Annotated in this window: 23 protein-coding genes; 15 read left to right on the forward strand and 8 right to left on the reverse strand. The window is 72.0% G+C overall.

What is annotated here, in order from left to right; all coding sequences use genetic code 11:
• Window positions 1–27 precede the first annotated feature (27 nt).
• Window positions 28–984, forward strand: coding sequence for an AraC family transcriptional regulator (locus GA0115233_RS10760; protein ID WP_255310131.1), 957 nt, complete (start codon window positions 28–30; stop codon window positions 982–984).
• A 15-nt stretch (window positions 985–999) separates the two neighbouring features.
• Here the strand turns inward: GA0115233_RS10760 and GA0115233_RS10765 are convergent, their stop codons facing one another.
• Window positions 1000–2241, reverse strand: coding sequence for a DUF692 domain-containing protein (locus GA0115233_RS10765; RefSeq protein WP_176711720.1), 1242 nt, complete (start codon window positions 2239–2241; stop codon window positions 1000–1002).
• On the opposite strand from GA0115233_RS10765, the gene GA0115233_RS40965 reads away from it, so the two are divergent.
• The gene (locus GA0115233_RS40965; RefSeq protein WP_176711721.1) at window positions 2188–2679 is read left to right on the forward strand and encodes a hypothetical protein; all 492 of its coding nucleotides are present in this window, start codon (window positions 2188–2190) and stop codon (window positions 2677–2679) included. The genes GA0115233_RS10765 and GA0115233_RS40965 overlap by 54 nt on opposite strands.
• Window positions 2680–2759: 80 nt before the next feature.
• Window positions 2760–3119, forward strand: a complete 360-nt coding sequence (locus GA0115233_RS10770; RefSeq protein ID WP_176711722.1) for a hypothetical protein — start codon at window positions 2760–2762, stop codon at window positions 3117–3119.
• On the opposite strand, the gene GA0115233_RS10775 is transcribed toward GA0115233_RS10770, so the two are convergent.
• Window positions 3103–4473: a glycoside hydrolase family 43 protein gene (locus tag GA0115233_RS10775; RefSeq protein WP_093719932.1), complete on the reverse strand. Its 1371-nt coding sequence runs from the start codon at window positions 4471–4473 to the stop codon at window positions 3103–3105. The two genes, GA0115233_RS10770 and GA0115233_RS10775, sit on opposite strands and share 17 nt — an antisense overlap.
• Before the next feature lie 218 nt (window positions 4474–4691).
• Here GA0115233_RS10775 and GA0115233_RS10780 point away from each other — a divergent pair, with 218 nt between their 5' ends.
• Together GA0115233_RS10780 and GA0115233_RS10785 are read left to right on the forward strand one after the other, a co-directional pair.
• The gene (locus GA0115233_RS10780) at window positions 4692–6125 is read left to right on the forward strand and encodes an amidase (protein ID WP_093719933.1); all 1434 of its coding nucleotides are present in this window, start codon (window positions 4692–4694) and stop codon (window positions 6123–6125) included.
• A gap of 79 nt (window positions 6126–6204) precedes the next feature.
• Window positions 6205–6651: a type II toxin-antitoxin system PemK/MazF family toxin gene (locus GA0115233_RS10785; protein WP_093719934.1), complete on the forward strand. Its 447-nt coding sequence runs from the start codon at window positions 6205–6207 to the stop codon at window positions 6649–6651.
• Window positions 6652–6691: 40 nt separating this feature from the next.
• On the opposite strand, the gene GA0115233_RS10790 is transcribed toward GA0115233_RS10785, so the two are convergent.
• On the reverse strand, window positions 6692–7504 hold the full coding sequence (locus tag GA0115233_RS10790) for a TIGR02452 family protein (RefSeq protein ID WP_093719935.1): 813 nt from the start codon (window positions 7502–7504) through the stop codon (window positions 6692–6694).
• 279 nt (window positions 7505–7783) lie between these two features.
• On the opposite strand from GA0115233_RS10790, the gene egtA reads away from it, so the two are divergent.
• From egtA to GA0115233_RS10815, 5 genes are all read left to right on the forward strand, one after another.
• Window positions 7784–9079, forward strand: coding sequence for an ergothioneine biosynthesis glutamate--cysteine ligase EgtA (gene egtA, locus GA0115233_RS10795; RefSeq protein ID WP_093719936.1), 1296 nt, complete (start codon window positions 7784–7786; stop codon window positions 9077–9079).
• The gene (gene egtB, locus GA0115233_RS10800; protein WP_093719937.1) at window positions 9076–10380 is read left to right on the forward strand and encodes an ergothioneine biosynthesis protein EgtB; all 1305 of its coding nucleotides are present in this window, start codon (window positions 9076–9078) and stop codon (window positions 10378–10380) included. Before egtA ends, egtB begins: the two co-directional genes overlap by 4 nt.
• Complete coding sequence (egtC, locus tag GA0115233_RS10805) at window positions 10380–11171, forward strand: ergothioneine biosynthesis protein EgtC (protein ID WP_093719938.1); 792 nt, start codon at window positions 10380–10382, stop codon at window positions 11169–11171. Before egtB ends, egtC begins: the two co-directional genes overlap by 1 nt.
• Window positions 11168–12130 (forward strand): L-histidine N(alpha)-methyltransferase, encoded by a 963-nt coding sequence (gene egtD / locus GA0115233_RS10810; protein ID WP_093719939.1) that lies wholly within the window; start codon window positions 11168–11170, stop codon window positions 12128–12130. The genes egtC and egtD overlap by 4 nt, the downstream gene beginning before the upstream one ends.
• A 66-nt stretch (window positions 12131–12196) precedes the next feature.
• Window positions 12197–12412 (forward strand): dodecin, encoded by a 216-nt coding sequence (locus GA0115233_RS10815; protein ID WP_093719940.1) that lies wholly within the window; start codon window positions 12197–12199, stop codon window positions 12410–12412.
• Window positions 12413–12436: 24 nt separating this feature from the next.
• Here the strand turns inward: GA0115233_RS10815 and GA0115233_RS10820 are convergent, their stop codons facing one another.
• The gene (locus GA0115233_RS10820; RefSeq protein WP_093719987.1) at window positions 12437–12928 is read right to left on the reverse strand and encodes a phosphatase domain-containing protein; all 492 of its coding nucleotides are present in this window, start codon (window positions 12926–12928) and stop codon (window positions 12437–12439) included.
• A gap of 67 nt (window positions 12929–12995) precedes the next feature.
• On the opposite strand from GA0115233_RS10820, the gene GA0115233_RS10825 reads away from it, so the two are divergent.
• The 5 genes from GA0115233_RS10825 to GA0115233_RS10845 all read left to right on the forward strand — a co-directional run bounded on the left by GA0115233_RS10825 (window position 12996) and on the right by GA0115233_RS10845 (window position 19082).
• Entirely contained in the window at window positions 12996–13388 is a 393-nt protein-coding gene (locus GA0115233_RS10825; protein ID WP_093719941.1) for a (2Fe-2S) ferredoxin domain-containing protein, read from the forward strand.
• A gap of 24 nt (window positions 13389–13412) precedes the next feature.
• Entirely contained in the window at window positions 13413–14408 is a 996-nt protein-coding gene (locus tag GA0115233_RS10830; RefSeq protein WP_093719942.1) for an LLM class flavin-dependent oxidoreductase, read from the forward strand.
• Window positions 14409–14424: 16 nt separating this feature from the next.
• Entirely contained in the window at window positions 14425–15690 is a 1266-nt protein-coding gene (locus GA0115233_RS10835; RefSeq protein ID WP_093719943.1) for a DUF2716 domain-containing protein, read from the forward strand.
• A gap of 70 nt (window positions 15691–15760) precedes the next feature.
• The gene (locus GA0115233_RS10840; protein WP_093719944.1) at window positions 15761–18097 is read left to right on the forward strand and encodes an ATP-binding cassette domain-containing protein; all 2337 of its coding nucleotides are present in this window, start codon (window positions 15761–15763) and stop codon (window positions 18095–18097) included.
• 46 nt (window positions 18098–18143) lie between these two features.
• A complete protein-coding gene (locus GA0115233_RS10845; RefSeq protein WP_093719945.1) occupies window positions 18144–19082 on the forward strand; it encodes an amidohydrolase family protein in 939 nt (312 codons plus the stop codon).
• Here GA0115233_RS10845 and GA0115233_RS10850 read toward each other — a convergent pair.
• The 4 genes from GA0115233_RS10850 to GA0115233_RS10865 all read right to left on the reverse strand — a co-directional run bounded on the left by GA0115233_RS10850 (window position 19049) and on the right by GA0115233_RS10865 (window position 23541).
• The gene (locus GA0115233_RS10850; protein ID WP_093719946.1) at window positions 19049–20071 is read right to left on the reverse strand and encodes a hypothetical protein; all 1023 of its coding nucleotides are present in this window, start codon (window positions 20069–20071) and stop codon (window positions 19049–19051) included. The genes GA0115233_RS10845 and GA0115233_RS10850 overlap by 34 nt on opposite strands.
• Window positions 20072–20178: 107 nt before the next feature.
• Window positions 20179–20925: a succinate dehydrogenase/fumarate reductase iron-sulfur subunit gene (locus GA0115233_RS10855; RefSeq protein WP_093719947.1), complete on the reverse strand. Its 747-nt coding sequence runs from the start codon at window positions 20923–20925 to the stop codon at window positions 20179–20181.
• Window positions 20922–22868: a fumarate reductase/succinate dehydrogenase flavoprotein subunit gene (locus tag GA0115233_RS10860; RefSeq protein WP_093719948.1), complete on the reverse strand. Its 1947-nt coding sequence runs from the start codon at window positions 22866–22868 to the stop codon at window positions 20922–20924. Before GA0115233_RS10860 ends, GA0115233_RS10855 begins: the two co-directional genes overlap by 4 nt.
• A 1-nt stretch (window position 22869) precedes the next feature.
• Complete coding sequence (locus GA0115233_RS10865) at window positions 22870–23541, reverse strand: succinate dehydrogenase (RefSeq protein ID WP_093719949.1); 672 nt, start codon at window positions 23539–23541, stop codon at window positions 22870–22872.
• Window positions 23542–23642 lie beyond the last annotated feature (101 nt).

Here is a 23642-nt window from a genome sequence, read left to right on the forward strand (position 1 = left end):
GGGGCACGTCACAGCGGAGGATGAGCGGTGTCCGCGGGAAGCTATGTCGTGGAGACGACGAGGACCGCCGAGGTCGAGGCGGGCGAGCGGACCGAGTTGTGGACGGAGCGGGTGGGCACGTACCACCCGCGGATGGACTACCGGTTCGGTTCCCCCGCGTCGTTCCGTGGCGAGCTGATCCGCCAGCACAGCGCCACCTACCAGATCGTCACCTGGCACAGCGACGAGGTTGAGTACGCCCGCACTCCCGGCCTGATCCGGCAGACCCCCGACCCCGACTACCGGCTGCTGATCCCACTCGCCGGCGAGATGCGGCTGCGCCAGGCCGACGAGGAGGTCCGGATGGGTCCGGGCACGGGCAGCCTGTTCACCCTGGGCACGCCCTTCGAACTGAGGCACGGCGACTCCCTGCACGGTGTCGTGATGTCGATACCGGCCCAGGAGATCGAGGGCCCGCTGAACAGCAAGGCCCCGCTGGTCACCGGCCTCGACCTGACCAAGGGCCTGGGCCGGGTCCTGCACACCGTCGTGCGCAGCCTGCACGAGGAGCGCGACGATCTGACCGCCGCGCAGTTCGACGCCGTCTGCGACCGGGTCGTGGAGATGCTCCGTATGCTCGCCGTCGGCGACGACCGCCCCACCGGCCCCGGCCACCTGACGGAGGTCGAGGCGATGGTCCGCCGCTACGTCCGCGCCCACGCCGCCGACCCCGCCCTGTCGGGTACGTCCATGGCCCGCGCCCTCGGCTGGTCCCTGCGCCAGATCCAGCTCGCCCTCCAGCAGGTCGGCACCACGCCCCGCGACCTGATCCGCGAGGAACGCCTCCGCCTGGTCCGCGACCGCCTCCGCTGCCCCGACTGCGACCACCTGACCATCACCGACCTGGCCTACGCCTCCGGTTTCTCCTCGGCCAGCGCCATGAGCACGGCCTTCCACCGCCGCTTCAGGGTGAGCCCCAGACAAATGCGGCGCAGGGACCGCTGAGCGCACCGCGTCCGCTCAGGCCGGTACCTCGTCGTCGACGAGCCGGACCCGGTACCGGCCGCGCCGCGGCGACGCCGGCAGGCGGCCCGCGCCCAGATCGGTCAGCAGGGCAGTGGGATCGGTGTCGAGGGCCACGGTGCAGGGCGTGCCGTCGATCCGGGCCCGCAGCAGTCCGAGGTCGAGTTGGAGGACTTGCGCCAGCCACGGCACGTGGGGAAGGTCCCCGGCCAGGTGCTCGGCGAAGGCGAACGCCTCCTCGGAGGCGAAGAGCCGCGGCGGTCGCGCGCGCAGGTAGGCGTCCAGGAGCCGGGCCACGCCTTCGGGCCCGAGTGTGAGGAGCAGCAGCCGTGTGGTGTAGCGCAGAGCTCCCGCCAGCGCGCTGCCCCTGAACTCGGTGACGAGTTCGCGCAGCAGGCCGATCGCGGGGTCGGCGGCGAGTTCGCGGGCGAGCGGTGTGCCGGGGTCGCGGCCGATGACCAGACTTGCCAGGGTGTGCTCCCACTCGGCGGGGAGTACCTGTCCTCCCGCCGCGCTTGCCGGGAGCGCCACTGGGAGCGCCACCGGGCGCGGCGACGACAGCGGGGGCAGCGGATCGGCGTCCGGCCAGGCCTCCCGCACGAACGAGAGCAGGTCACGTACGGCGCCCGCGTCGAGTTCCGGTACGGAGCCCGGTGTCACCTCGAACAGGACGGCGCGCAGGGCGGGCAGCCGGGGCAGGACGCGCGCGGCGAGCGCGAGGAGTTCGGCGTCGGGCAGGCCGGAGTGGGAGTCCAGCCAGTACCCGCGGTGCTCGGTGCCGCCCGCCAGGTGCACCTCCCACACCCGGTCCAGCGGCAGTTCGGCCAGGAGGGTGTCCACGCCGCCCCGGCCGTTGCGTTCGTTGGCCAGCACGTTGTGCAGGTCCAGGAGCAGACCGCAGCCACTGCCCTCGGCGACCCGCCGCACGAAGTCGCCGTCGGTCAGCTCGCCGGGCCTCGGCCGGAGGTAGTTGGTGCCGACCTCGATCGCCGAGGGACAGCTCAGCGCATCGGCCATGATGCGCACCGACCGGACGGCGGCACGCACCCCGGCGTCGTTCTGGCAGGGCGGCAGCATGAAGCCGGTGTGGAATCCGCCCGTCGCGTCCGCGACCCGGTTGAAGGCCAGGTGCTCGCTGACCCACGGGGCTCGCAGCCGCTCGGCCAGTTCGCCGACGAGGGCCGTGTGCCGGTCGTCGGGCGGGCAGGTGCCGCCGACGGGCGGTTCGTCGCGGCGCACATCAAGTCCGTCCAGAACAGCGACCTCGGCGAACCCCAGACCACCGCCGTGGCCAGCATTTTCGACCCGGCAGGGGGCGGCGACGTCATCACGAGCGGCACCGCCGGTTCGCCGAAGCACTTCACCCGGACCTCCCCCGCTCTGACGGCACTTCCCGGCGGCCGATTCGTCATGGCCTGGGTGGAGAAGAGCGCGGACACGTTCTCCACCGTTCCGACGGTGACGGCACAGCTGTACTCGGACGCACAGCTGAACATCGGCACTCCGGTTCAGGTCAGCTCCGGCAATCCGAAGAACTGCTTCCACCTGTCCGCGGCCGCCGTCTTCGCCAACGGCTCCCAGGAAAGGGTCTTCCTGACGTGGGCGCACATGACGGCCGACGGCAAGACCTCCATCCGCGGGAGCGTCCTGACCGCTGGGCCGGGTGGTCTGTCGTGAGGCAGGGGTGACCGGGGTAGCGTTCCTGCATGACCTCAGGGCCGGTTCGGTTTCCGCCGTTTCCCATCCGGGGTGTCCGGGTGCGGCATCAGAAGCAGAACTGCGCGCCGCACTTCGCCGAGATCGAGGTGGACTTCGAGCCCGCCGCCGAGGGGTTCGTCTTCGAAGTGGCGCGCGAGCTGTCGGTGGAACCCCCGTCGGCCGGGGACCTGTCCCGCTTCGTCACCGCCGCGGCCCGCGGCATCGAGGAGCAGCTCACGTCGCCCGACCACGGGTACCGCGTCGTCGTCGCCACCCGCGTCGTGCTGCGGCACGTCCGGGCGCACGCGTCGGACTCCCATGAACTGGCGTTCCGGATCGCGGGGTACCTGGCCGCCCGCAAAGCCTTGGAGAGGGCGGGCGGCCATGGATCGGCGGCGGGGCTCAGCCCCACGCCGTGACCGGGACGAACGAGCTGTCCTGGCGGAAGAGACCGGTTCCGTCCGTGCGGTCCACGCGGAGTTGGTAGGCGTAGTGGCGCAGGTAGTGGCCGGGGTAGTTGTACGACTCGAAGCGCAGGGAGCCTGGTGTCGTGCCGGTGCGGGGGATGAACGTCGCGTCTCTCGCGAACGTGGTCGTGCCGTTGTTCGCGTCGAAGCGGGCCCGGAAGTCGTAGTGGCGCAGGTAGTTGCCGGACGTGTCGCGGAAGGAGATCGCGGTGGGGTCGGCCAGGCCGGCGGTGACGGTGAAGGTGGACGCCTGCTTGTCCGTGGTCGTGCTCGTCGCGGTCACCACCGGGAGGTTCAGCAGCGCCGACTGCTGTTGCCAGTAGCGGGTGGGGTAGTTCGCGGACTGGAAGGAGCGGGTGGCGTCGCGCGGTAGCGTCGGGCCGCCCGTCACCGTCTCTTTCACCACCGTGAAGTGGCGGGCCGTGCCCGAGATCGACGGGAGGGCTGTCGGGGGCGACCACGTCGTGAAGGTGTCGTAGCTGTCGCTGTAGTAGTAGCGGGCCTCGCCGTAGGCGTCGAAGAACAGGCGCCAGGCGCCGTTGTCGAGCTGGACGAGGGCCGGGCCCTCGCGGTAGCTGCCCCAGCCCGCCCAGTCGCCGGTGCGGGAGATCGTGTACGGGCCGGTGAGGCTGGACGCCGTGCCGTACTCGATGTACTTCGTCGTCTCGTTCTTGGTGAAGGCGTGGTAGGTCGAGCCGAGCTTCACCAGGTAGGTGTCGATGTGGTTGGCGCCTATGCCGGACAGGGGGGCCGGGGAACTCCACGATGTCAGGGCGGAGTTCGTCGCACGCAACGCGTACGGCGTGAAGATCCACTCGTCGTTCGTCGTCGAGCAGGACACGATGATGTGCACGCTGCCGTCGCTGTCGACGAAGAACTCCGGGGCCCAGGCGCGGGAGAGGTTCGCGATCGGGACCGGGTGGTCGTAGAGGAACGTCCAGTTGAGGCGGTCCGCGCTGCGGGCGAAGCCGATGGTGGTGCTGGGGTCCTGCCAGGTGTGCGTCGTGTAGGTGGCGTAGTAGTAGCCGTCGGTGTGCTTGATGACGCTCGCGTCGCGGATGCGGCCGGCGGGCGGGGTGTAGGCGGAGGCCCGCAGCAGCCGGAAGTCGGTGGCGTCGTCGGACTGGTAGACGTTCACCGTGCCGTCGTCGCTGTTGAGGAACGGGACGATCGTGTAGCGGGTGGCGGAGCCGTTCGGTGGGGCGGCGGCGAGGGCGGGGGTGTCGTTCAGCAGGAGCGCGGCGGCGGGGGCGGCGGCCATCGCGCGGAGCAGGGTGCGGCGGGACGGAGCGGGGTGGGGGGTCATGGGCGGCTCTCCCTGCCGGCGTACGGCGACGCCAGCATGTTCGTGGTATCGAACAGAGTTCGGTAAGTCGGTCAGAAGGTAGGGGTGGGGCTGGAGTGCGTCAATGGTTCGCGCACACATGCGCCGTACACCCAAGTCCCGCCCTCGCCAAGGTCGTTCCGTCGCGGCGCCGCACAGGTTACTGTTCAGTAGACAAGGCCGTCCCCGGAGGTGTCCGTATGACGTTCGACCGTTCCGCAGGCCTGGCGGAGACCGCCCGTGCCCTGGCCGACGGGGAGGTGTCGTCCCGGACGCTGGTGGAGCAGGCGCTGGCGCGCATCGAGGCCACGCAGCCCACGCTCAACGCCTTCCGGCTCGTCCGGGCCGAGGCGGCGCTCGCGGAGGCGGACGCGGCGGACCGGGAACTCGCCTCCGGGGCCCGGCGGCCCCTGCTCGGGGTGCCGGTGGCCGTCAAGGACGACATGGACGTCGCCGGTGAGCCCACCGCCTTCGGCTGCCCCGGGGAGTACCCGCCGGTCGCGGAGGACGGCGAGGCGGTACGGCGGCTGCGCGCGGCCGGAGCCGTGATCGTCGGCAAGACCAACACCTGTGAACTGGGGCAGTGGCCGTTCACCGAGGGCCCCGCCTTCGGCGCGACCCGCAACCCCTGGCACCAGGGGCACACCCCGGGCGGCTCCTCCGGCGGTTCGGCCGCCGCGGTCGCCGCCGGTCTGGTGCCCGCCGCCCTCGGCTCGGACGGCGCCGGGTCGGTACGGATCCCGGCCGGCTGGACCAACCTGGTCGGCATCAAGCCGCAGCGCGGGCGGATCTCCACCTGGCCGCGCGGCGAGTCCTTCCAGGGCATCACCGTCAACGGCACCCTGGCCCGTACGGTCGCCGACGCCGCCCTGCTGCTGGACGCGGCGAGCGGCAACCACGCGCGGGACCCGCACCGCCCGCCCGCCGTCGACGCCTCGGCCGCCGTGGGCCGGGAACCGGGGCGGCTGCGCATCGCCCTTTCCCTGAAGCCCCCGTTCACCGCGGTGCCCGCCCGGCTCCAGCCGCAGGTACGCGCCAAGGTCGTCGAACTCGCCGAGAAACTGGCCGCGTTGGGACACCACGTCGAGGAGGCCGATCCGCCGTACGGGCAGATCGGGCTCACCTTCGTGCCCCGGGCCACCGCCGGTATCGCGGAATGGGTGGCCGACGCGCCCTTCCCGGCGCTCCTCGACCGCCGCACCCACGGCGCCGCCCGGCTCGGCAAGCTCCTCGGCGGGCCTCCCCTGCGGGCGGCGCGGCGCGCCGAGGCGGTCCTGCACCGCCGTATCGGCAGGTTCTTCGAGTCGTACGACGTGATGCTCGCGCCCACCACCGCCGCTCCCCCACCGCCCATCGGCGCGATGCTGGGGCTCGGCGGATTCGCCACCGACCGGGCGATGATCGCCGCCTGCCCGTACGCCTGGCCCTGGAACGTGCTGGGCTGGCCCGGCGTCAACGTCCCCGCCGGATTCGTCGACGGCGGCCTGCCCGTCGGCGCCCAACTCCTCGGCCCCGCCGGCAGTGAGCCCCTGCTCGTGTCCCTCGCCGCCCAGGTGGAGGCGGAGTTGCGCTGGTACGAGGCCTGGCCACCGCACGGGGTTCCGGCTGTGCACGAGCGCCTGCGCGAGGGATGACCGGCGTAAAGCGCCGACGGCGGGCCGGTCTTCCGGCCCGCCGTCGGCCCGCCTTGACGCACCCTCTAACGTGATCCCCGTGACTGCGCCCACCGAAGAGAACATCCCCGGCCGCCAGGGCCCCTTCGCGACCGTCGAGGCCGACCCCCGCGAGGTGGGCCGGGTGCGGACCGAGTACTCGCCCGCGCACGACGGCGACCCGGATCCCGGGGAGATCGTGTGGACCTGGGTGCCGTACGAGGAGAACGACGGGCGGGGCAAGGACCGCCCCGTGCTCGTCGTGGCCCGGGAGCCCGGCGACACCTTCCTCGCCGTGCAGCTCTCCAGCAAGCGGCACGACGCCGACCGCGACTGGGTGCCGATCGGCAACGGCCCCTGGGACAAGTCGGGCCGTGACTCCTGGGTCGCCGTGGACCGGGTGCTGCGGCTGCACGAGCGGGGCATGCGGCGCGAGGCGTGCGCGCTGGACCGGATGCGGTTCAACCTGGTCCGGCACCGGCTGCGGGAACGCTACGGCTGGAGCTGACGAGCGGAACGCTCAGCCCTGAAGCTGACCCGAGGAACGCTCAGACCTTCGGGAACACCCGTTCGAAAGCGGCGCGCGTCCTCGCGTCCGGCGTACGGTCCAGGATGCCGAACACCACCCGCTCGAACCGGCCCGCGAACCGCCCTCCCGGAGCGAGCAGGCCCCGGAAGGCGCCCGCCACATCGGCGGGGTCGTTCTGGAACACCCCGCACCCCCAGGCCCCCAGCACCAGGCGCCGGTAGCCGTGTGCGGTCGCGACCTCCAGTACGCGCTCGGCGCGGGTGGCGAGGGCGCCGCGGATCTCCTTCGCGCGCCGGGGTGCCGTACGCCGGATGACGCCCGCGTTCGGGGCGGCCGAGGTCAGGAAGCCGGCCGTGTACGGCTCGTCCAGCAGACGGCCGCGGTCGTCGCGGAAGACCGGTACGCCCGGCGAGTGGATGACGCGGTCGGTGTAGAAGGCGTCGCGGTGCGCCCGGTGGTGGTCGTAGAACTCGCGCACCCCGACCAGACAGGCGTACAGGGCCGAGGCCCGGCACAGGGCCTCCTCCTGCGCCTGTGCGCCGTTGAGGTAGCCGCCGCCCGGGTTGCGGGCCGAGGCGAAGTTCAGTACGGCCGTGTCCGCGCCGAGTCGGCGGGCAGCCTCCAGGCTGGACTCGCCGGTCACCTCGAAAACGGTGTCCGTGACCGGCGCCGCCGGGACCTCGACTGCGTCCGGCCCGTACATGCGGGTGCCCTGCCGGGCGGCTGACAGCGCCGCCTCGATGGACACCCGGCGGCCGTCGGAGGCGGTGTAGAAGCCCGCCGCGACGATCTGTTCGGTCTGCTGCGCGACGCCGCGCAGGCGTGCGCTCATGGCGCCACCCCCGTAAGCGCCGTGAGCGCACGCCTCGCGCGCTCCCCCGTTGTGCTCATGCACGCATCGTGGGTGATCGCCCAGGGGGGCCGCAAGCGAGTTTTCGAGCCCTCGAACGCCCCTGGAGGCCCGAACGAACCGGAAGTGACCAATCCGGAACGTCCCGGGATGCGCCCTTGTGCCGAGCCGTTCGAGCGTCTTGGGTGGGACGGGTGCGCCGTCCCGGCCCACCCGAAATGCCGGGGCAATGGCATGGTGGAATATCAGGAGGATCCCGATATGCCAGATTCGTCCAGCGGCGCCTCGCCGAGTGGCTGTACCAGGCCCCGTACCTCGGTCTCGGAAGCCGAGGTCGAGGCCCTCGTGCGAGGCATCTGTTTCAAGACCGGCCCGCCCCGGACCATCGGTGTCGAGGTGGAATGGCTCGTCCACGAGCTGCGCAGCCCGCAGCTCCCCGTCACACCCGAACGACTGCGAGCGGCCTACGCCGCCCTGCGGACCGTGCCCCTGAGGTCGGCGTTCACCGTGGAACCCGGTGGCCAGCTGGAGCTGAGCTCACCGCCCGCGGCCTCCCTGACGGAGTGCATCGACACCGTCTCCGCCGACCTCGACGCCGTCCGCGCCACGTTGCGCGGCCACGGCCTCGGACTCGTCGGCATCGGCCACGACCCCTGGCACGAACCCCGCCGCTATCTGCGCGAACCCCGCTACGACGCCATGGAGGCCTGCCTGGACCGCAGAGGTCCCGCGGGCCGCGCCATGATGTGCACCTCCGCTTCCGTGCAGGTCTGCCTGGACGCCGGCCACGAGGAGCCCGGGCCGCTCGGCCACGTACGGCGCTGGTGGCTCGCCCACCAGCTCGGCGCGGTCCTGGTGGCGGCCTTCGCCAACTCCCCGCTCTCCGGCAGTCGGCCCACCGGCTGGCGCTCCACCCGGCAGTTGCTGTGGATGGAGATCGGGGCGGGCCGGGCGGGCGCTCCCCCGCTGGACGGCGATCCGCGCGCCGCCTGGGCCCGGCACGTCCTGGACGCCCCGGTGATGTGCGTACGCCGGGACCAGGGGCCCTGGGAGGTCCCGGAGGAACTCACCTTCCGTGACTGGACCCGTTCGGCGACGCCAAGGCCGCCCACCGAGGAGGATCTCGGCTACCACCTGACGACCCTGTTCCCGCCGGTCAGACCGCGCGGCCACCTGGAGCTGCGGATGATCGACGCGCAGCCCGGCGAGGACGGCTGGATCGTCCCGCTGGCCGTGACGGCGGCGCTGTTCGACGATCCGCAAGCCGCCGAGACCGCCTACCGCGCGGTCAAGCCGCTCGCCGAGCGGGCCGAGCGGCGGCCCGCGCCGCACAACCCGCTGTGGACCGACGCGGCCATGCACGGCCTGACGGACCCGGAGCTCCACGAGGCGGCGCAGGTCTGCTTCGCCGCCGCGCTGGACGCCCTGCCGAGGATGGGCGCCGCCGACGAGGTCACGGGCGCCGTCGCGGCGTACCGGGACCGCTACATCACCCGGGGCCGCTGTCCCGCCGACGATCTGCTCGACCGCCTGAACGGGAAGGACCGCACGTCATGACCGAGACCGAGGCGCTCCGGGAACGGGCCCTGACCACCTTGATCACGGCCCGCGACCGCACCACGCTGCTCACCAGCTGCGTCGAGGACCCGGATCTGACCGCGCAGCACTCCCCGCTGATGTCGCCGCTGGTGTGGGACCTGGCGCACATCGGCAACCAGGAGGAGCAGTGGCTGCTGCGCGCGGTCGGCGGCCGGGAGGCCATGCGGCCCGAGATAGACAGCCTGTACGACGCCTTCGAGCACCCGCGCGCCGAACGCCCCACGCTGCCGCTGCTGCCGCCCGCCGAGGCCCGGCTGTACGCGGCCGAGGTGCGCGGGCGGGTGCTGGACCTGCTGGAGAGCACCGCCTTCCACGGGTCCCGGCTTACCGAGGCGGGCTTCGCCTTCGGGATGATCGCGCAGCACGAACAGCAGCACGACGAAACCATGCTGATCACCCATCAGCTCCGCACGGGCCCGCAGGCCCTGACCGCGCCCGACCCGAAGCCGGCCCCGCTGTTCACCGGCCCCTCCGAAGTCCTCGTCCCCGGCGGGCCGTTCACCATGGGCACCTCCGACGAGCCGTGGGCCCTGGACAACGAACGGCCCGCGCACCGGCGGGAGGTGGCGCCCTTCTACATCGACACCACACCCGTCTCCAACGGCGCCTACCAGGCGTTCATCGAGGACGGCGGCTACCAGGACGAGCGCTGGTGGACGGCCGCGGGCTGGGCGCACATCCGCAAGAACTCCATCCACGCGCCGCTGTTCTGGCGGCGGGACGGCAAGCAGTGGCTGCGGCGGCGGTTCGGGGTCACCGAGGTCGTCCCGCCCGACGAGCCGGTCGTCCATGTGTGCTGGTACGAGGCCGACGCCTACGCCCGCTGGGCCGGGCGGCGGCTGCCCACCGAGGCCGAGTGGGAGAAGGCCGCCCGGCACGACCCCGCCGGGAACCGCTCGACGCGCTACCCGTGGGGCGACGCCGACCCGGCGCCCGAGCACGCCAACCTCGGCCAGCGGCATCTGCGCCCGGCCCCGGTCGGCAGCTACCCGGAGGGTGAGTCACCGCTCGGTGTGCGGCAGTTGATCGGGGACGTGTGGGAGTGGACGGCGAGCGACTTCCTGCCCTATCCCGGGTTTGTCGCCTTCCCGTACAAGGAGTACTCGGAGGTGTTCTTCGGACCGGAGTACAAGGTGCTGCGCGGCGGTTCGTTCGCGGTGGACCCGGTGGCCTGCCGGGGCACCTTCCGCAACTGGGACTACCCGATCCGCCGGCAGATCTTCTCCGGGTTCCGCACGGCCCGCTCGGAGGCCGTCTGATGTGCCGTCATCTGGCCTATCTGGGGCCCGAGGAGCCGCTCGGCACCCGCATCGCAGGACCACCCCACGGCCTGTACCGCCAGTCCTGGGCACCCAGGAAGCAGCGGTACGGCACGGTCAACGCGGACGGGTTCGGCGTCGGCTGGTACGCGCCCGGCGATCCGGTGCCGGCCCGGTACCGGCGGGCGGGGCCGATCTGGGCGGACCTGTCCTTCGCCGATCTGGCCCGTGTGGTGCGTACGACGTGTCTGCTGGCGGCGGTGCGGGACGCGACGCTGTCCGGGGCGGACGCGGAGGCCGCGGCGGCGCCCTTCGCGTCCGGCGCCTGGCTGTTCAGCCACAACGGGGCGGTGCCGGGCTGGCCCGGCTCGCTCGCGGCGCTGACCGGCACGCTGTCGCCGACGGATCTGCTGTCGCTGGAGGCCCGCAACGACTCGGCGTTCGTGTGGGCCCTGGTCCTGGCCCGGCTGCGGGCCGGGGACGACCCCGGCCAGGCGCTCGCCGACACCGTCCGCGAGGTCACCGAGGCCGCCCCGGGCGCCCGGCTGAACCTGCTGCTGACCAGCGGCGGCGGCATCGCGGCGACCACCTGGGGCGACACCCTGTGGTACCGCGCCGATCCCGCCGAGGGCACGGTCGTGGCCTCCGAGCCGTACGACGACGATCCGCTGTGGCGGGAGGTCCCCGACCGGACCCTCCTCGTCGCGAGCCGCACGGACGTCACCCTCACTCCCCTGAAGGAGCCGGGCACGCACTCGGCACCAGCACTGTCCAAGGAGCCCCGCACGTGAGCCCGTTCCTTCTCACCCGCCAGCTGCCCGAGGACGCCACCGAGGCCGCGCTGCGCGCCGACGTCCTGCACGGTCTGACCAAGTCCCCGAAGACCCTGCCTCCGAAGTGGTTCTACGACGCCGTCGGCAGCGAACTGTTCGAGCGGATCACCGAGTTGCCCGAGTACTACCCGACCCGGGCCGAACGCGAGATCCTCGTCGACCGCGCCGCCGAAATCGCCGCCGCGACACACGCCCGGACCCTGGTCGAACTGGGTTCGGGCTCCTCGGAGAAGACGCGGTACGTCATCGACGCGCTGACCGACCTGCACACCTACGTCCCGGTCGACGTCAGCGAGAGCGCGCTCACCCAGGCCGGGCACGCCCTCATCGAGGAGCGGCCCGGGCTCCATGTGCACGCGCTCATCGCCGACTTCACCGGCCGGCTCACCCTGCCCGACACCCCCGGACCCCGGCTGGTGGCGTTCCTGGGCGGCACCATCGGCAATCTGCTGCCCGCCGAGCGCGCCGACTTCCTGGCCGGGGTGCGCGCCCTGATGGCCCCGGGCGACGCCCTGCTGCTCGGCACCGACCTGGTCAAGGACGAGGGGGTGCTGGTGCGGGCGTACGACGACGCGGCCGGGGTGACGGCCGCGTTCAACAAGAACGTCCTGGCCGTCGTCAACCGTGAGCTGGGCGCCGACTTCGATCCCGGTGCCTTCGACCATGTGGCGCTGTGGGACGCCCGGAACGAGTGGATCGAGATGCGGCTGCGCTCGCGTGTCGCGCAGACCGTGAAGGTGCCCGCGCTGGACCTGGCGGTCGACTTCGCGGCGGGCGAGGAGCTGCACACCGAGATCTCGGCGAAGTTCCGGAAGGAGGGCGTGCACGCCGAGCTGTCCGCGGCGGGGCTGGAGCAGTCCCACTGGTGGACGGACCGGGAGGGCCGGTTCGCGCTGTCACTGAGCGTGGCCCGGTGACGGACGGCTCGCGCGATGCGCGGCGGTGGGGCACGGTGGAGTGACGCGTGTGAGAGGAGCACCCACATGTCGAACCACACCTACCGGGTCACCGACATCGTCGGGACCTCGCCCGAGGGCGTGGACCAGGCCATCCGCAACGGCATCGAGCGAGCCTCCCAGACCCTGCGCAACCTGGACTGGTTCGAGGTGACCGAGGTGCGCGGCCAGCTGGAGAACGGCACGATCGCGCACTGGCAGGTGACCATGAAGGTCGGCTTCCGCCTGGACGACACGGCCTGAGCCGGCCGGTCCCGGGCGCGGCTGTCAGGTCCGCCCCTCCCGCTCCTGAGCGTTCTTCAGCGCGGCGGAAGGGGCGGTCCAGCGCGCCCGTACGACGGCGAACCCCGCCCGTTCGGCGTCCTCGCACACCAGCTCGTCGTCGTCCACCAGGACCCGGATGTCCCGGGTCCTGGCCAGGCGGCGCAGGATCTCCAACTTGGTGCGCCGGGCGGGCCTGCGGTCGGTGTCGCGCCGCATGTACACCCGCCCCTCGGGCAGCCCCTGCGCGGCGAGCCACTCCAGGGTGTCCGTACGGCACCGCTCGGGCCGCCCGGTGAGGTAGACGACCTCGCACTCCTCGGCCTGGGCCAGCGCCAGCGCGATCCCTTCGGGGATCGGCGGATCGGCGGACGCGGCGGCGAAAAAGCCGTCCCAGTCCCGCGGTTTGCTCTCCAGGAAGTGCTGCCGGTGCCCGGTGTCGGCGAGGGTGTTGTCCAGATCGAACACGGCGAGGGGCCGTTTGCTTGCGTCGGTCACGCCGCCCACGATACGCAGGGGGCGGGCCGGTGATCACCACGCACAGCACAGGCAGCAGACTGTCGCCATGCCTTCCCCTCCTGCCTGCACGGTCGTCGTGTGCCGTGGCTGCTGCTGCGGCAACGCCGCCAAGCATCCCGGCGCCGACCACGCGGCCCAGCTCGAACGGCTTCGCGCCGCCTCCGCCGAGCACGGCTTCCGCCTCCGTACGACCGACTGCCTGGGCCCCTGCGACCAGGCCAATGTGGTCGTCGTCGCCCCCTCCCCGGCCGGGCGCCGGGCGGGCGGACGGCCGACGTGGGTGGGCTTCGCGACGGACACCGACAGCACGGAGGAGATCGCGAACTGGGTGGCGGCGGGCGGACCGGGCGTCGCGGAGCCGCCGCTCACGCTGGAGCTGCAGTTCATCGAGCCGCCGCGGGAGGGACGGGTGCGCTCGCGGCGCGGGGCGGAATCCTGAGCGCCCCGCGTTGTTGAACCAGGCATGAGTTCCGTCCTGGCCCAGACCCGTTTCTCCGTGCTCGACCGGTCTCGTACGAGGGAGGGGCACACGCATGCCGAGGCGCTGCGGGACACCGTGGCGCTGGCCCGGGAGCTGGAAGGGCTCGGGTATCACCGGGTGTGGGTGTCGGAGCATCACGGGGTGCCCGGGGTCGCCGGGTCCGCGCCGACCGTGCTGGCCGCCGCCGTCGCCGCCGCGACCCGCACCATCCGGGTCGGTACCGGTGGGGTGATGCTGCCGAACCACCAACCCCTGGTCGTCGCCGAGCAGTTCGGCGTGCTGGAGTCCCTCTTCCCCGGGCGGATCGACATGGGGCTCGGGCGTTCCGTGGGGTTCACCGACGGGGTGCGCCGGGCGCTGGGCCGGGACAAGGACCGCGCCGACGACTTCGAGGGGCAGTTGGAGGAGCTGCTGGGGTGGTTCCGCGGCACCTCCCCGACGGGGGTGCACGCGCGGCCCGCCGAGGGGCTGACGGTGCCGCCGTTCGTGCTGGCGATGGGCGAGGGCGCCGCCATCGCGGCCCGGGCGGGCCTGCCCATGGTCATCGGCGGCCTACGGAACCGGGCCAGGATGCAGCGCGGCATCGACCACTACCGGGCGAACTTCCGCCCCTCCCCCTGGTCGGCGGAGCCGTATGTCGTGGTCTCCGGCACCGTCGCCGTGGCCGCCACCCCCGAGGAGGCCCGGCGCCTGCTGATCCCGGAGGCCTGGTCGATGGCGTACTCCCGCACCCACGGCACCTTCCCGCCCCTGCCGCCCGCCGAGCGCGTCGAGTCCCTCACCATGACCGCCAAGGAGCGCGGCTTCTACGAGCAGGGGCTCGCCGGGCACATCGCCGGCACCGAGGAACAGGTCGCACAGGAGTTGGAAATCCTGTTGAAGGAGACGGGCGCACAGGAGATCCTCGTCACCACCAGCACATACGACCGCGGGCCGCTGCTGGATTCCTACCGGCGTCTGGCCGTGATCGCGCAGTGAACACGGGAGCCGCTGAGTGACCGCTGACGCCTCGGCGTTGTGGGCGAAGTACGACACACAGATGCGCGGCCGCGCGCCCGAGGTGTTCGGGGTGGTCACCGAGCGGGACGGGCCTCTGGTCCGCACGCACTACGGCACTCATGGGGTCGTCGACCACCGGGACCTCTCCGCCGTCGGCGACCTGGCCGCCCTGGTCCGCCGTACGCGGGAGGAGTTCGCGCGCCGCGTGGAGCCGGTGACCTGGAAGGTGTACTCCCACGACGGGCCCCGCCTCGCCGAGGCCCTGCTCGACGCCGGCTTCGCCCCGGGCACCCCGCGCTCCCTGCTGGTGGCGGAGGTCGCCGACGTGCCGTCCACCGACGCGAAGCTGCGTGACTACTGGCTGGGGCTCCCGTACCGCGACCAGGAGCGGCTCCGGCGGCTCGTCGAGGCGGCGCCGGAACAGCGCCGGCCGGTCTCGGAGCTGGAGCACGACATGGACATCCTGTCCCTCTGGCGCCACTCGCGGCCCGCCGACCTGGTCTGGTCGGAGAGGGTCGAGGGCACGGAGTTCTCCGCGGTCGACGCGATCACCCGCCCGCTCCCCGAGCTGCTGCACGCCGCCGCCGACCGGGCCCGGCAGGCACGGGCGCCGCGGACCGCGTCCCGGTACCTGGTGGCCGAGGCGAGCGGAGACCTCGTCCCCGTCCATCTGGCGGCGGGGTTCCACGCGGTCGCCGAGGTCACCCCGTACCGGTGGGCGCCGCCCGGCGAACCGGCGCGGGAGCGCCCCGTGCGGACACTGTTCTCCGATCCCGAGCACGGCGCGCTCTTCCGCCGCTTCGAGCAGCGGTTCGAGGTCACCTACGAGACCGCCGACAAGGGCGTCACCGATCCGCCCGGCTCGGTCACCTGGCACATGGACGCCATCGACGACTGGCGCGACCCGCTGTGTCGCGAGGTCGAGGCGGTGATCGCCCGGGGGCTGCGCGCCCGTACCCGGCCCGGGGACCGGTTGTACATGCTCAAGTGGTACGTCAACGGCACCGTCGTCGACCCGGCCCGCGTCGGCGGCCCCGGCCGGCACCCGTGGGTGAGCTACTCCTACCTGCCCGACGAGAACGTCATCCAGGTCACCGGCGACCTGCGCATGGGCACGTACGGCGACCACCGGGAGCGGTCGTTGTGCGTCTTCGGCGCGGAGCTGGTCGCCGAGGTGGAGGAGGAGCTGACCGGGCTGCTGGGGACGGTACTGCGCAGGGACGGGCAGCCGGTGGGGAACGTGTGGACCTTCGGGCCGTGAGCAGGGCGGTCGCATAGGATTGCGGGGTTTGTCGGTTTCCCAGTCCCTCGTCGCCTTCGGAGCCCTTCGCATGCACGACCCCCACGACCCGTACGTCCGTGTCCGCGGTGCCCGTGAGCACAATCTCCGGGGCGTGGACGTGGACATTCCCCGGGACGTGCTGGCCGTGTTCACCGGGGTCTCCGGTTCGGGGAAGTCCTCGCTCGCCTTCGGGACGGTCTACGCCGAGGCGCAGCGCCGCTACTTCGAGTCGGTGGCGCCGTACGCGCGCAGGCTGATCCACCAGGTGGGGGCGCCGAAGGTCGGGGAGATCACCGGGCTGCCGCCCGCGGTCTCGCTCCAGCAGCGCCGCTCCGCGCCGACCTCGCGCTCGTCGGTGGGCACGGTCACCAATCTCTCCAACTCGCTGCGGATGCTGTTCTCCCGGGCCGGTGACTACCCGCCCGGCGCCGAGCGGCTCGACTCCGACGCCTTCTCCCCCAACACGGCCGCCGGGGCCTGCCCGGAGTGCCACGGGCTGGGCCAGGTGCACCGTACGAGCGAGGAGTTGCTGGTCCCCGACCCCTCGCTGTCGATCCGGGACGGTGCGATCGCCGCCTGGCCGGGCGCCTGGCAGGGCAAGAACCTGCGGGACATCCTGGACGCGCTCGGCCACGACGTGGACCGCCCCTGGCGCGAGCTGCCCGCCGAGCAGCGGGAGTGGATCCTGTTCACGGACGAACAGCCGGTCGTCACGGTCCACCCGGTGCGGGACGCGGACCGCATCCAACGGCCGTACCAGGGCACGTACATGAGCGCCCGGCGGTATGTGATGAAGACGTTCTCCGACTCCAGGAGCGCCACCCTGCGTGCGAAGGCGGAGCGCTTCCTGACCGCCGCGCCCTGCCCGGCCTGCGGCGGCAGCAGGCTGCGCCCGGAGGCGCTGGCGGTGACCTTCGCGGGCCGTACGATCGCCGAGCTGGCCGCTCTTCCGCTGCTGGAACTGTCCGGCCTGCCGCACGGCGCCTCCGAGACCGCCCGTGTGCTCACCGAGGACCTGCGCTCCCGTATCGCCCCGGTCGTCGAACTGGGCCTCGGCTATCTCAGCCTCGACCGCGCCACCCCCACCCTCTCCGCGGGCGAACTGCAACGCCTGCGCCTGGCCACGCAGTTGCGCTCCGGGCTGTTCGGTGTCGTCTACGTCCTCGACGAACCGTCCGCCGGACTGCACCCCGCGGACACGGAGGCGCTGCTGTCGGTGCTGGAGCGGCTGAAGGCGGCCGGGAACTCGGTGTTCGTGGTGGAGCACCACCTGGAGGTGATGCGCGGCGCGGACTGGCTGGTCGACGTGGGCCCGCGCGCCGGTGAGCACGGCGGGCAGGTGCTCTACAGCGGCCCGCCGGAGGGTCTGGCCGCGGTGCGGGAGTCGGCGACGGCCCGCTTCCTCTTCGACCGCTCCCCCGTCCCGGAGCGTGAAGTACGCGTCCCGATCGGGCAGTTGAAGATCGGCCCCGTCACCCGGCACAACCTGCGCGGGGTGACCGCCGAGTTCCCGCTCGGGGTGTTCACCGCGGTCACCGGGGTGTCCGGCTCGGGGAAGTCCACGCTGATCGGGGAGATCACCGAGGAGTCGGCGGGTGTCGGGCGGCTGGTGTGCGTCGACCAGAAGCCGATCGGACGGACCCCGCGCTCCAACCTGGCCACCTACACGGGCCTGTTCGACGTCGTGCGCAAGGAGTTCGCGGCCACCGGGCAGGCCCGGGAGCGGGGTTACGGCGTCGGCCGGTTCTCCTTCAATGTCGCGGGCGGGCGCTGCGAGACCTGCCAGGGCGAGGGGTTCGTCAGTGTGGAGCTGCTGTTCCTGCCGAGTACGTACGCGGCGTGCCCGGACTGCGGGGGCGCGCGCTACAACCCCGAGACGCTCGAAGTGACGTACCGGGGGCGGAACATCGCGCAGGTGCTGGACCTCACGGTGGAGGCGGCGGCCGGCTTCTTCGCGGACACCCCGGCGGTGGCGCGCAGCCTCGGCACGCTCCTCGACGTCGGTCTGGGCTATCTGCGGCTCGGCCAGCCCGCGACGGAGCTGTCCGGTGGCGAGGCCCAGCGGATCAAGCTGGCGAGCGAGCTGCAGCGGGGCCGCCGCGGGCACACCCTGTACCTCCTGGACGAGCCGACCACCGGGCTCCACCCGGCCGACGTGGAGGTCCTGATGCGCCAGTTGCACGGCCTGGTGGACGCCGGGCACACCGTGATCGTCGTCGAGCACGACATGTCGGTGGTGGCGGGCGCGGACTGGGTGATCGACCTGGGGCCGGGCGGCGGTGACGCGGGCGGGCGGATCGTGGCGGCGGGGCCGCCGACGGAGGTGGCGCGGGCGCCGGGCAGCGCGACGGCGCCGTATCTGGCCCGCACGCTGCACGGAGCATGATCGCCAGGGGTTGTTTCGACCCGTCGGTATGCGTGACAGTCGGAGCATGACTGCGTACAGCGGAAGCGACCCCGCGGCGGAGGCCGAGGCCCTGGCGGCCTTCCGCAGCCGTATCGGGGTGCCCGGCCTCGTCGACGTCCACACGCACTTCATGCCGGAGCGGGTGCTGCGCAAGGTGTGGCAGTACTTCGACTCCGTCGGCCCGCTGACCGGTGTCGAGTGGCCGATCGCCTACCGGCACGAGGAGGAGCGGCGGGTGGAGCTGCTGCGCCGCTTCGGGGCGCGTGCCTTCACGGCGATGCTGTACCCGCACAAGCCGGGCATGGCGGCCTGGCTGAACTCCTGGGCGGCGGACTTCGCCGCCCGCACGCCCGACTGTCTGCACACGGCCACGCTCTTCCCCGAGGACGGCGTCGAGGACTATGTGCGCCAGGCGGTCGAGTCCGGGGCGCGTGTCTTCAAGTCCCACATCCAGGTAGGGGCGTACGACCCGGGGCACGGCCTGCTGGATCCCGCCTGGGGCCTGCTGGCCGAGGCTGGCATCCCCGTGGTCATGCACTGCGGCTCGGGCCCGGCCCCCGGCAAGCACACCGGCCCGGAACCGGTGGCCCGCCTCCTCGCCCGCCATCCCCGGCTGCGCCTGATCGTGGCGCACATGGGGCTCCCGGAGTACACGGACTTCCTGGACCTGGCCGAGCGGCACCCCGAGGTCCGCCTGGACACCACGATGGCCTTCACCGACTTCGGCGAACGCCTGACCCCGTACCCGGCCACCGAACTTCCCCGCCTGCAAGCCCTCGGCGACCGCATCCTCCTCGGCACCGACTTCCCGAACATCCCGTACCCGTACCTCCACCAGATCGAGGCCCTGGAGCGCCTGGACCTGGGCGAGGAGTGGCTGCGGGCGGTGTGCCACGACAACGGGGCGCGGTTGTTCGGGCTGGACCGCCGTCACTTCGGCGGAGTGCAGGCCCCCAGCCAGTAGTGGGTCTCCGTTTCGTCCAGGACGCGGTCCAGGACGAGGTCGCCGGTCATGTTCGGGAAGAAGCGGCCGGCGGGCCAGCTGCGTTCGTAGGGCGGTGGGTCGAGGACCAGGAGGCGGATGCCGTCGACGCGGGGGATGTCGGAGGGGGTGCCCTCGTTCCAGATCCATTCGCCGGTGGCGGTGACCAGGTTGAACGAGCCCACGGTGTGCACCTGGCCGGGGGCGTCCTTGCAGACCGCGACTTCCTCGGGGGACGGGGCCCGGCCGGGTATGTGGCCGCCGCCTATGAGGATGTCGGCGAGCAGGGTGTGCAGTTGGAAGTTGTCGCCGATGCCGCTCATCCGCACGCGGTAGCCGGTGCCGGTGGGGCGGTGCAGGACCACCAGGGGCTCGTCGTCGAGGACGAGCAGGGCGTACTCCAGGCACTTGAACTGGTGGTCGGAGGCCTCCGACACGGTCCGCAGGGCCCGCAGCAGCCGGTGGCGCAGTGAACTGTGCAGCGCGGCGCGTACGTCGGCGTGGTTGAGCATGGCGAGGGAAGCCATCTCCCACTGGGGCATCGTCAGCCAGGCGAGCGCCGCCTCCGCGCCCACGCGGTCGAAGAGCGCCTCGTCCGCGCCGTCCTGCGGGTTCGGGAAGTCGCCGCCGCCGGTCTCCTTCCAGCGCTCGCAGAACTCGCCCGCGGCGGCCAGTGTTTCGGCCACCTCCACGAAGATGTAGGGCGCGCAGGGCCGCGGATCGGCGCCGCGCTCCACACAGGCGCCGACGATCACCGCGACGGTGGCGCGGGGTCCCGGCGGGACCTCGGACAGCAGCGAGGCAAGACGCGGCGCGGCCTCGGCGACCTCCGGCGGCGTCGCGTCCTGGAAGGCGCCGTACATCTCCCCGAACGCGGTCTCCGCACGGTCCGGTTCCTGTTCGTGCACGGCGATCTCGAACCGGGAGACGGCCTCAAGGAAGCCGGGCTGCTGCTGACTTGTGAAGATCATGCGCGCAGCCTAGCGAGGTCGGGCAAGCGAAGCGGGGCCGGGGAGCACCCTCCCGGCCCCGCTCGTCCGCGCGCTGTCGGCGAACGTTCACTGCAAGCGGTGGCGTACTACCGCTTGACCTTGCGGGTGGCGCGCAGCCACTCCTTGTTCATGCCGGTGATGGAGACCAGCGGGATGCCCTTCGGGCAGGCCGTGGCGCACTCGCCGGTGAGGGTGCAGCCGCCGAAGCCCTCCTCGTCCATCTGCGCCACCATGTCCAGCACGCGGGTCTCCCGCTCGGGGGCGCCCTGCGGCAGCACGTTGAGGTGGTTGACCTTGGCGGAGGTGAACAGCATCGCCGCGCCGTTGGGGCAGGCGGCCACACAGGCGCCGCAGCCGATGCACTCGGCGTGCTCGAAGGCGAGGTCGGCGTCCGGCTTGGGCACCGGGGTGGCGTGCGCCTCCGGGGCGGAGCCGGTGGGCGCGGTGATGTACCCGCCGGCCTGGATGATCCGGTCGAAGGCCGACCGGTCCACCACCAGGTCCTTGATCACCGGGAAGGCGGCGGCCCGCCACGGCTCGATGTCGATGGTGTCGCCGTCCTTGAAGGACCGCATGTGCAGCTGACACGTGGTGGTCCGCTCGGGGCCGTGCGCGTCTCCGTTGATGACCAGGGAGCACGCGCCGCAGATGCCCTCGCGGCAGTCGTGGTCGAAGGCGACCGGGTCCTCGCCCCTGAGTATGAGCTCCTCGTTGAGCGTGTCGAGCATCTCCAGGAAGGACATGTCGGAGGAGATGTTGTCCACCTCGTACGTGGACATGGCGCCTTCGGCGTCGGCGTTCTTCTGCCGCCAGACGCGCAGGGTGAGCTTCATGCGTAGCTCCGCTGGGTGGGGTGGACGTACTCGAAGACCAGGTCTTCCTTGTGCAGGGTGGGCGCCTCGCCGGTGCCGTTGAACTCCCAGGCGGCCGCGTAGGAGAACTCGTCGTCCTTGCGGGCGGCCTCGCCGTCGGGCGTCTGGGACTCCTCGCGGAAGTGGCCGCCGCAGGACTCGGAGCGGTGCAGCGCGTCGAGGCACATCAGCTCGGCGAGCTCCAGGTAGTCGACGATGCGGTTCGCCTTCTCCAGCGACTGGTTGAACTCCTCGCCGGTGCCGGGCACCTTGATGCGCCGCCAGAACTCCTCGCGGATCTGCGGGATGCGCTCCAGCGCCTTGCGCAGGCCGGAGTCGGAGCGGGCCATGCCGCAGAACTCCCACATCAGCTCGCCGACCTCGCGGTGGAAGGAGTCGGGCGTGCGGTCGCCGTCGACGGAGAGCAGCCGGGTGATGCGGTCCTCGGTCTCGGACAGGACCTCCTTGACGACCGGGTGGGTGTCGGTGACCGTCTCCAGCTTCGGGTTCTTCGCCAGGTAGTCGTTGATCGTGGCGGGGAGCACGAAGTAGCCGTCGGCCAGGCCCTGCATCAGAGCCGAGGCGCCGAGCCGGTTGGCGCCGTGGTCGGAGAAGTTGGCCTCACCGATCGCGAACAGGCCCGGGACCGTGGTCTGGAGGTCGTAGTCGACCCACAGTCCGCCCATCGTGTAGTGCACGGCGGGGTAGATCCGCATCGGCACCTCGTACGGATCCTCGTCGGTGATCCGGTGGTACATGTCGAAGAGGTTGCCGTACTTGGCCTCGACCGCCTTGCGGCCCATGCGCTTGATGGCGTCCGCGAAGTCGAGGTACACGCCCTGCCCGCCGGGGCCGACGCCGCGGCCCTCGTCGCAGACGTTCTTCGCGGCGCGGGAGGCGATGTCGCGGGGTACCAGGTTGCCGAAGGACGGGTAGATGCGCTCCAGGTAGTAGTCGCGCTCGTCCTCGGGGATCTGGTTCGCCGGGCGGGTGTCGCCCTTGGCCTTGGGCACCCAGATCCGGCCGTCGTTGCGCAGCGACTCGCTCATCAGCGTCAGCTTGGACTGGTGGTCGCCGGTGCGCGGGATGCAGGTGGGGTGGATCTGCGTGAAGCAGGGGTTGGCGAAGTACGCGCCGCGCCGGTGCGCCCGCCACACAGCGGTGGCGTTGGAGTTCATGGCGTTCGTCGACAGGTAGAAGACGTTGCCGTAGCCGCCGGAGGCGAGGACGACCGCGTCGGCGAAGTATGTGTCGACCTTGCCGGTGATCAGGTCGCGGGCGACGATGCCGCGGGCCCGGCCGTCGATGACGATCAGGTCGAGCATCTCGGTGCGCGGGTGCATCTCCACGTTGCCCGCGGCGATCTGGCGGCTGAGCGCCTGGTACGCGCCGAGCAGGAGCTGCTGGCCCGTCTGGCCGCGGGCGTAGAAGGTGCGGGAGACCTGCACACCGCCGAAGGAGCGGGTGTCAAGCAGACCGCCGTACTCGCGGGCGAACGGCACGCCCTGGGCGACGCACTGGTCGATGATCTCCACCGAGATCTGCGCGAGGCGGTGCACGTTGGACTCGCGGGCCCGGAAGTCGCCGCCCTTGACGGTGTCGTAGAACAGGCGGTGCACGGAGTCGCCGTCGTTGCGGTAGTTCTTCGCGGCGTTGATACCGCCCTGCGCGGCGATGGAGTGGGCGCGGCGCGGGGAGTCCTGGTAGCAGAACTGCACGACGTGGTAGCCCTGTTCGGCGAGCGTCGCGCCCGCCGAGCCGCCGGCCAGGCCGGTGCCGACGACGATCACCGTGTGCTTACGGCGGTTGGCGGGGTTGACCAACTTGGCCTCGAAACGGCGCTTGTCCCAGCGCTCGTTGATCGGGCCCTTGGGCGCCTTGGTGTCGACGACCGGGTCACCGGTCAGGTAGTCGGTGTAGGTCATGTCAGCTCACCACTCCGGTCATGACGCCCACGGGCACGGCGAGGAAGCCGCACGTGAGCACAAGCGCGAGAACGTTGGCTACGGCCTTCAGGGCGCGGTCGCGGGCGCGGCTGCCGGCGCCCAGGGTCTGGGCGGCGCTCCAGAATCCGTGCCGGATGTGCATGCCGACGGCGAGGACGGCGACGATGTAGATCGTGTTGCCGTACCAGGTGGAGAAGGTGTCCACCACGTTCTGGTACGGGCGGCCCTCCTGGAAGCCGCCCGAGTGCACGGTGCCGGTGGTCAGGTCGAGGATGTGCCAGACGATGAACAGGGCGAGGATGATGCCGCCCCAGCGCATGGTGCGGGTGGCGTAGCTGGCCCGCGGCTTCTTGTGCACGTACTTGCTGGGCCGCGCCTTGATGTCGCGGCGGCTGAGCTGGTACGCGGAGACGCCGTGCGCGATCACCGCGACCACGAGCACGATGCGGACGAGCCAGAGCGTCCACTCGTAGTGCATGAACGGTTCGCCGATGGTGCGCAGCCAGTGTGCGTACCCGTTGAACTCATCGGACCCGAAGAAGATCTTCAGGTTTCCCAACATGTGGACGACCAGGTACGACAGCATGATCAGCCCGCTGACCGCCATCACGGTCTTCTTGCCTACGGAGCTGTCCCACACCGTGCGTGCCATGGACGGTCGTCGGTCCGTCCGCGTTGCCAGAGCCATGTCAGTAGAAGCTAGGCGGCGAGTGCCCGATCGGTCCAAGACATCCTCCGGCTCGTTTCCATAGC

The sequence above is a fragment of the Streptomyces sp. DI166 genome, assembly GCF_900091315.1.
Lineage (GTDB): Bacteria > Actinomycetota > Actinomycetes > Streptomycetales > Streptomycetaceae > Streptomyces > Streptomyces fuscus.

Excerpts from the sequence above, each read along its gene's own strand:
- GA0115233_RS10775 (WP_093719932.1), bottom strand. The coding sequence starts at position 4,473 with ATGACCCCCCACCCCGCTCCGTCCCGCCGCACCCTGCTCCGCGCGATG.
- GA0115233_RS10780 (WP_093719933.1), top strand. The coding sequence starts at position 4,692 with ATGACGTTCGACCGTTCCGCAGGCCTGGCGGAGACCGCCCGTGCCCTG.
- GA0115233_RS10790 (WP_093719935.1), bottom strand. The coding sequence starts at position 7,504 with ATGAGCGCACGCCTGCGCGGCGTCGCGCAGCAGACCGAACAGATCGTC.
- egtA (WP_093719936.1), top strand. The coding sequence starts at position 7,784 with ATGCCAGATTCGTCCAGCGGCGCCTCGCCGAGTGGCTGTACCAGGCCC.
- egtB (WP_093719937.1), top strand. The coding sequence starts at position 9,076 with ATGACCGAGACCGAGGCGCTCCGGGAACGGGCCCTGACCACCTTGATC.
- egtC (WP_093719938.1), top strand. The coding sequence starts at position 10,380 with ATGTGCCGTCATCTGGCCTATCTGGGGCCCGAGGAGCCGCTCGGCACC.
- GA0115233_RS10815 (WP_093719940.1), top strand. The coding sequence starts at position 12,197 with ATGTCGAACCACACCTACCGGGTCACCGACATCGTCGGGACCTCGCCC.
- GA0115233_RS10825 (WP_093719941.1), top strand. The coding sequence starts at position 12,996 with ATGCCTTCCCCTCCTGCCTGCACGGTCGTCGTGTGCCGTGGCTGCTGC.
- GA0115233_RS10830 (WP_093719942.1), top strand. The coding sequence starts at position 13,413 with ATGAGTTCCGTCCTGGCCCAGACCCGTTTCTCCGTGCTCGACCGGTCT.
- GA0115233_RS10840 (WP_093719944.1), top strand. The coding sequence starts at position 15,761 with ATGCACGACCCCCACGACCCGTACGTCCGTGTCCGCGGTGCCCGTGAG.
- GA0115233_RS10845 (WP_093719945.1), top strand. The coding sequence starts at position 18,144 with ATGACTGCGTACAGCGGAAGCGACCCCGCGGCGGAGGCCGAGGCCCTG.
- GA0115233_RS10850 (WP_093719946.1), bottom strand. The coding sequence starts at position 20,071 with ATGATCTTCACAAGTCAGCAGCAGCCCGGCTTCCTTGAGGCCGTCTCC.
- GA0115233_RS10855 (WP_093719947.1), bottom strand. The coding sequence starts at position 20,925 with ATGAAGCTCACCCTGCGCGTCTGGCGGCAGAAGAACGCCGACGCCGAA.
- GA0115233_RS10860 (WP_093719948.1), bottom strand. The coding sequence starts at position 22,868 with ATGACCTACACCGACTACCTGACCGGTGACCCGGTCGTCGACACCAAG.
- GA0115233_RS10865 (WP_093719949.1), bottom strand. The coding sequence starts at position 23,541 with ATGGCACGCACGGTGTGGGACAGCTCCGTAGGCAAGAAGACCGTGATG.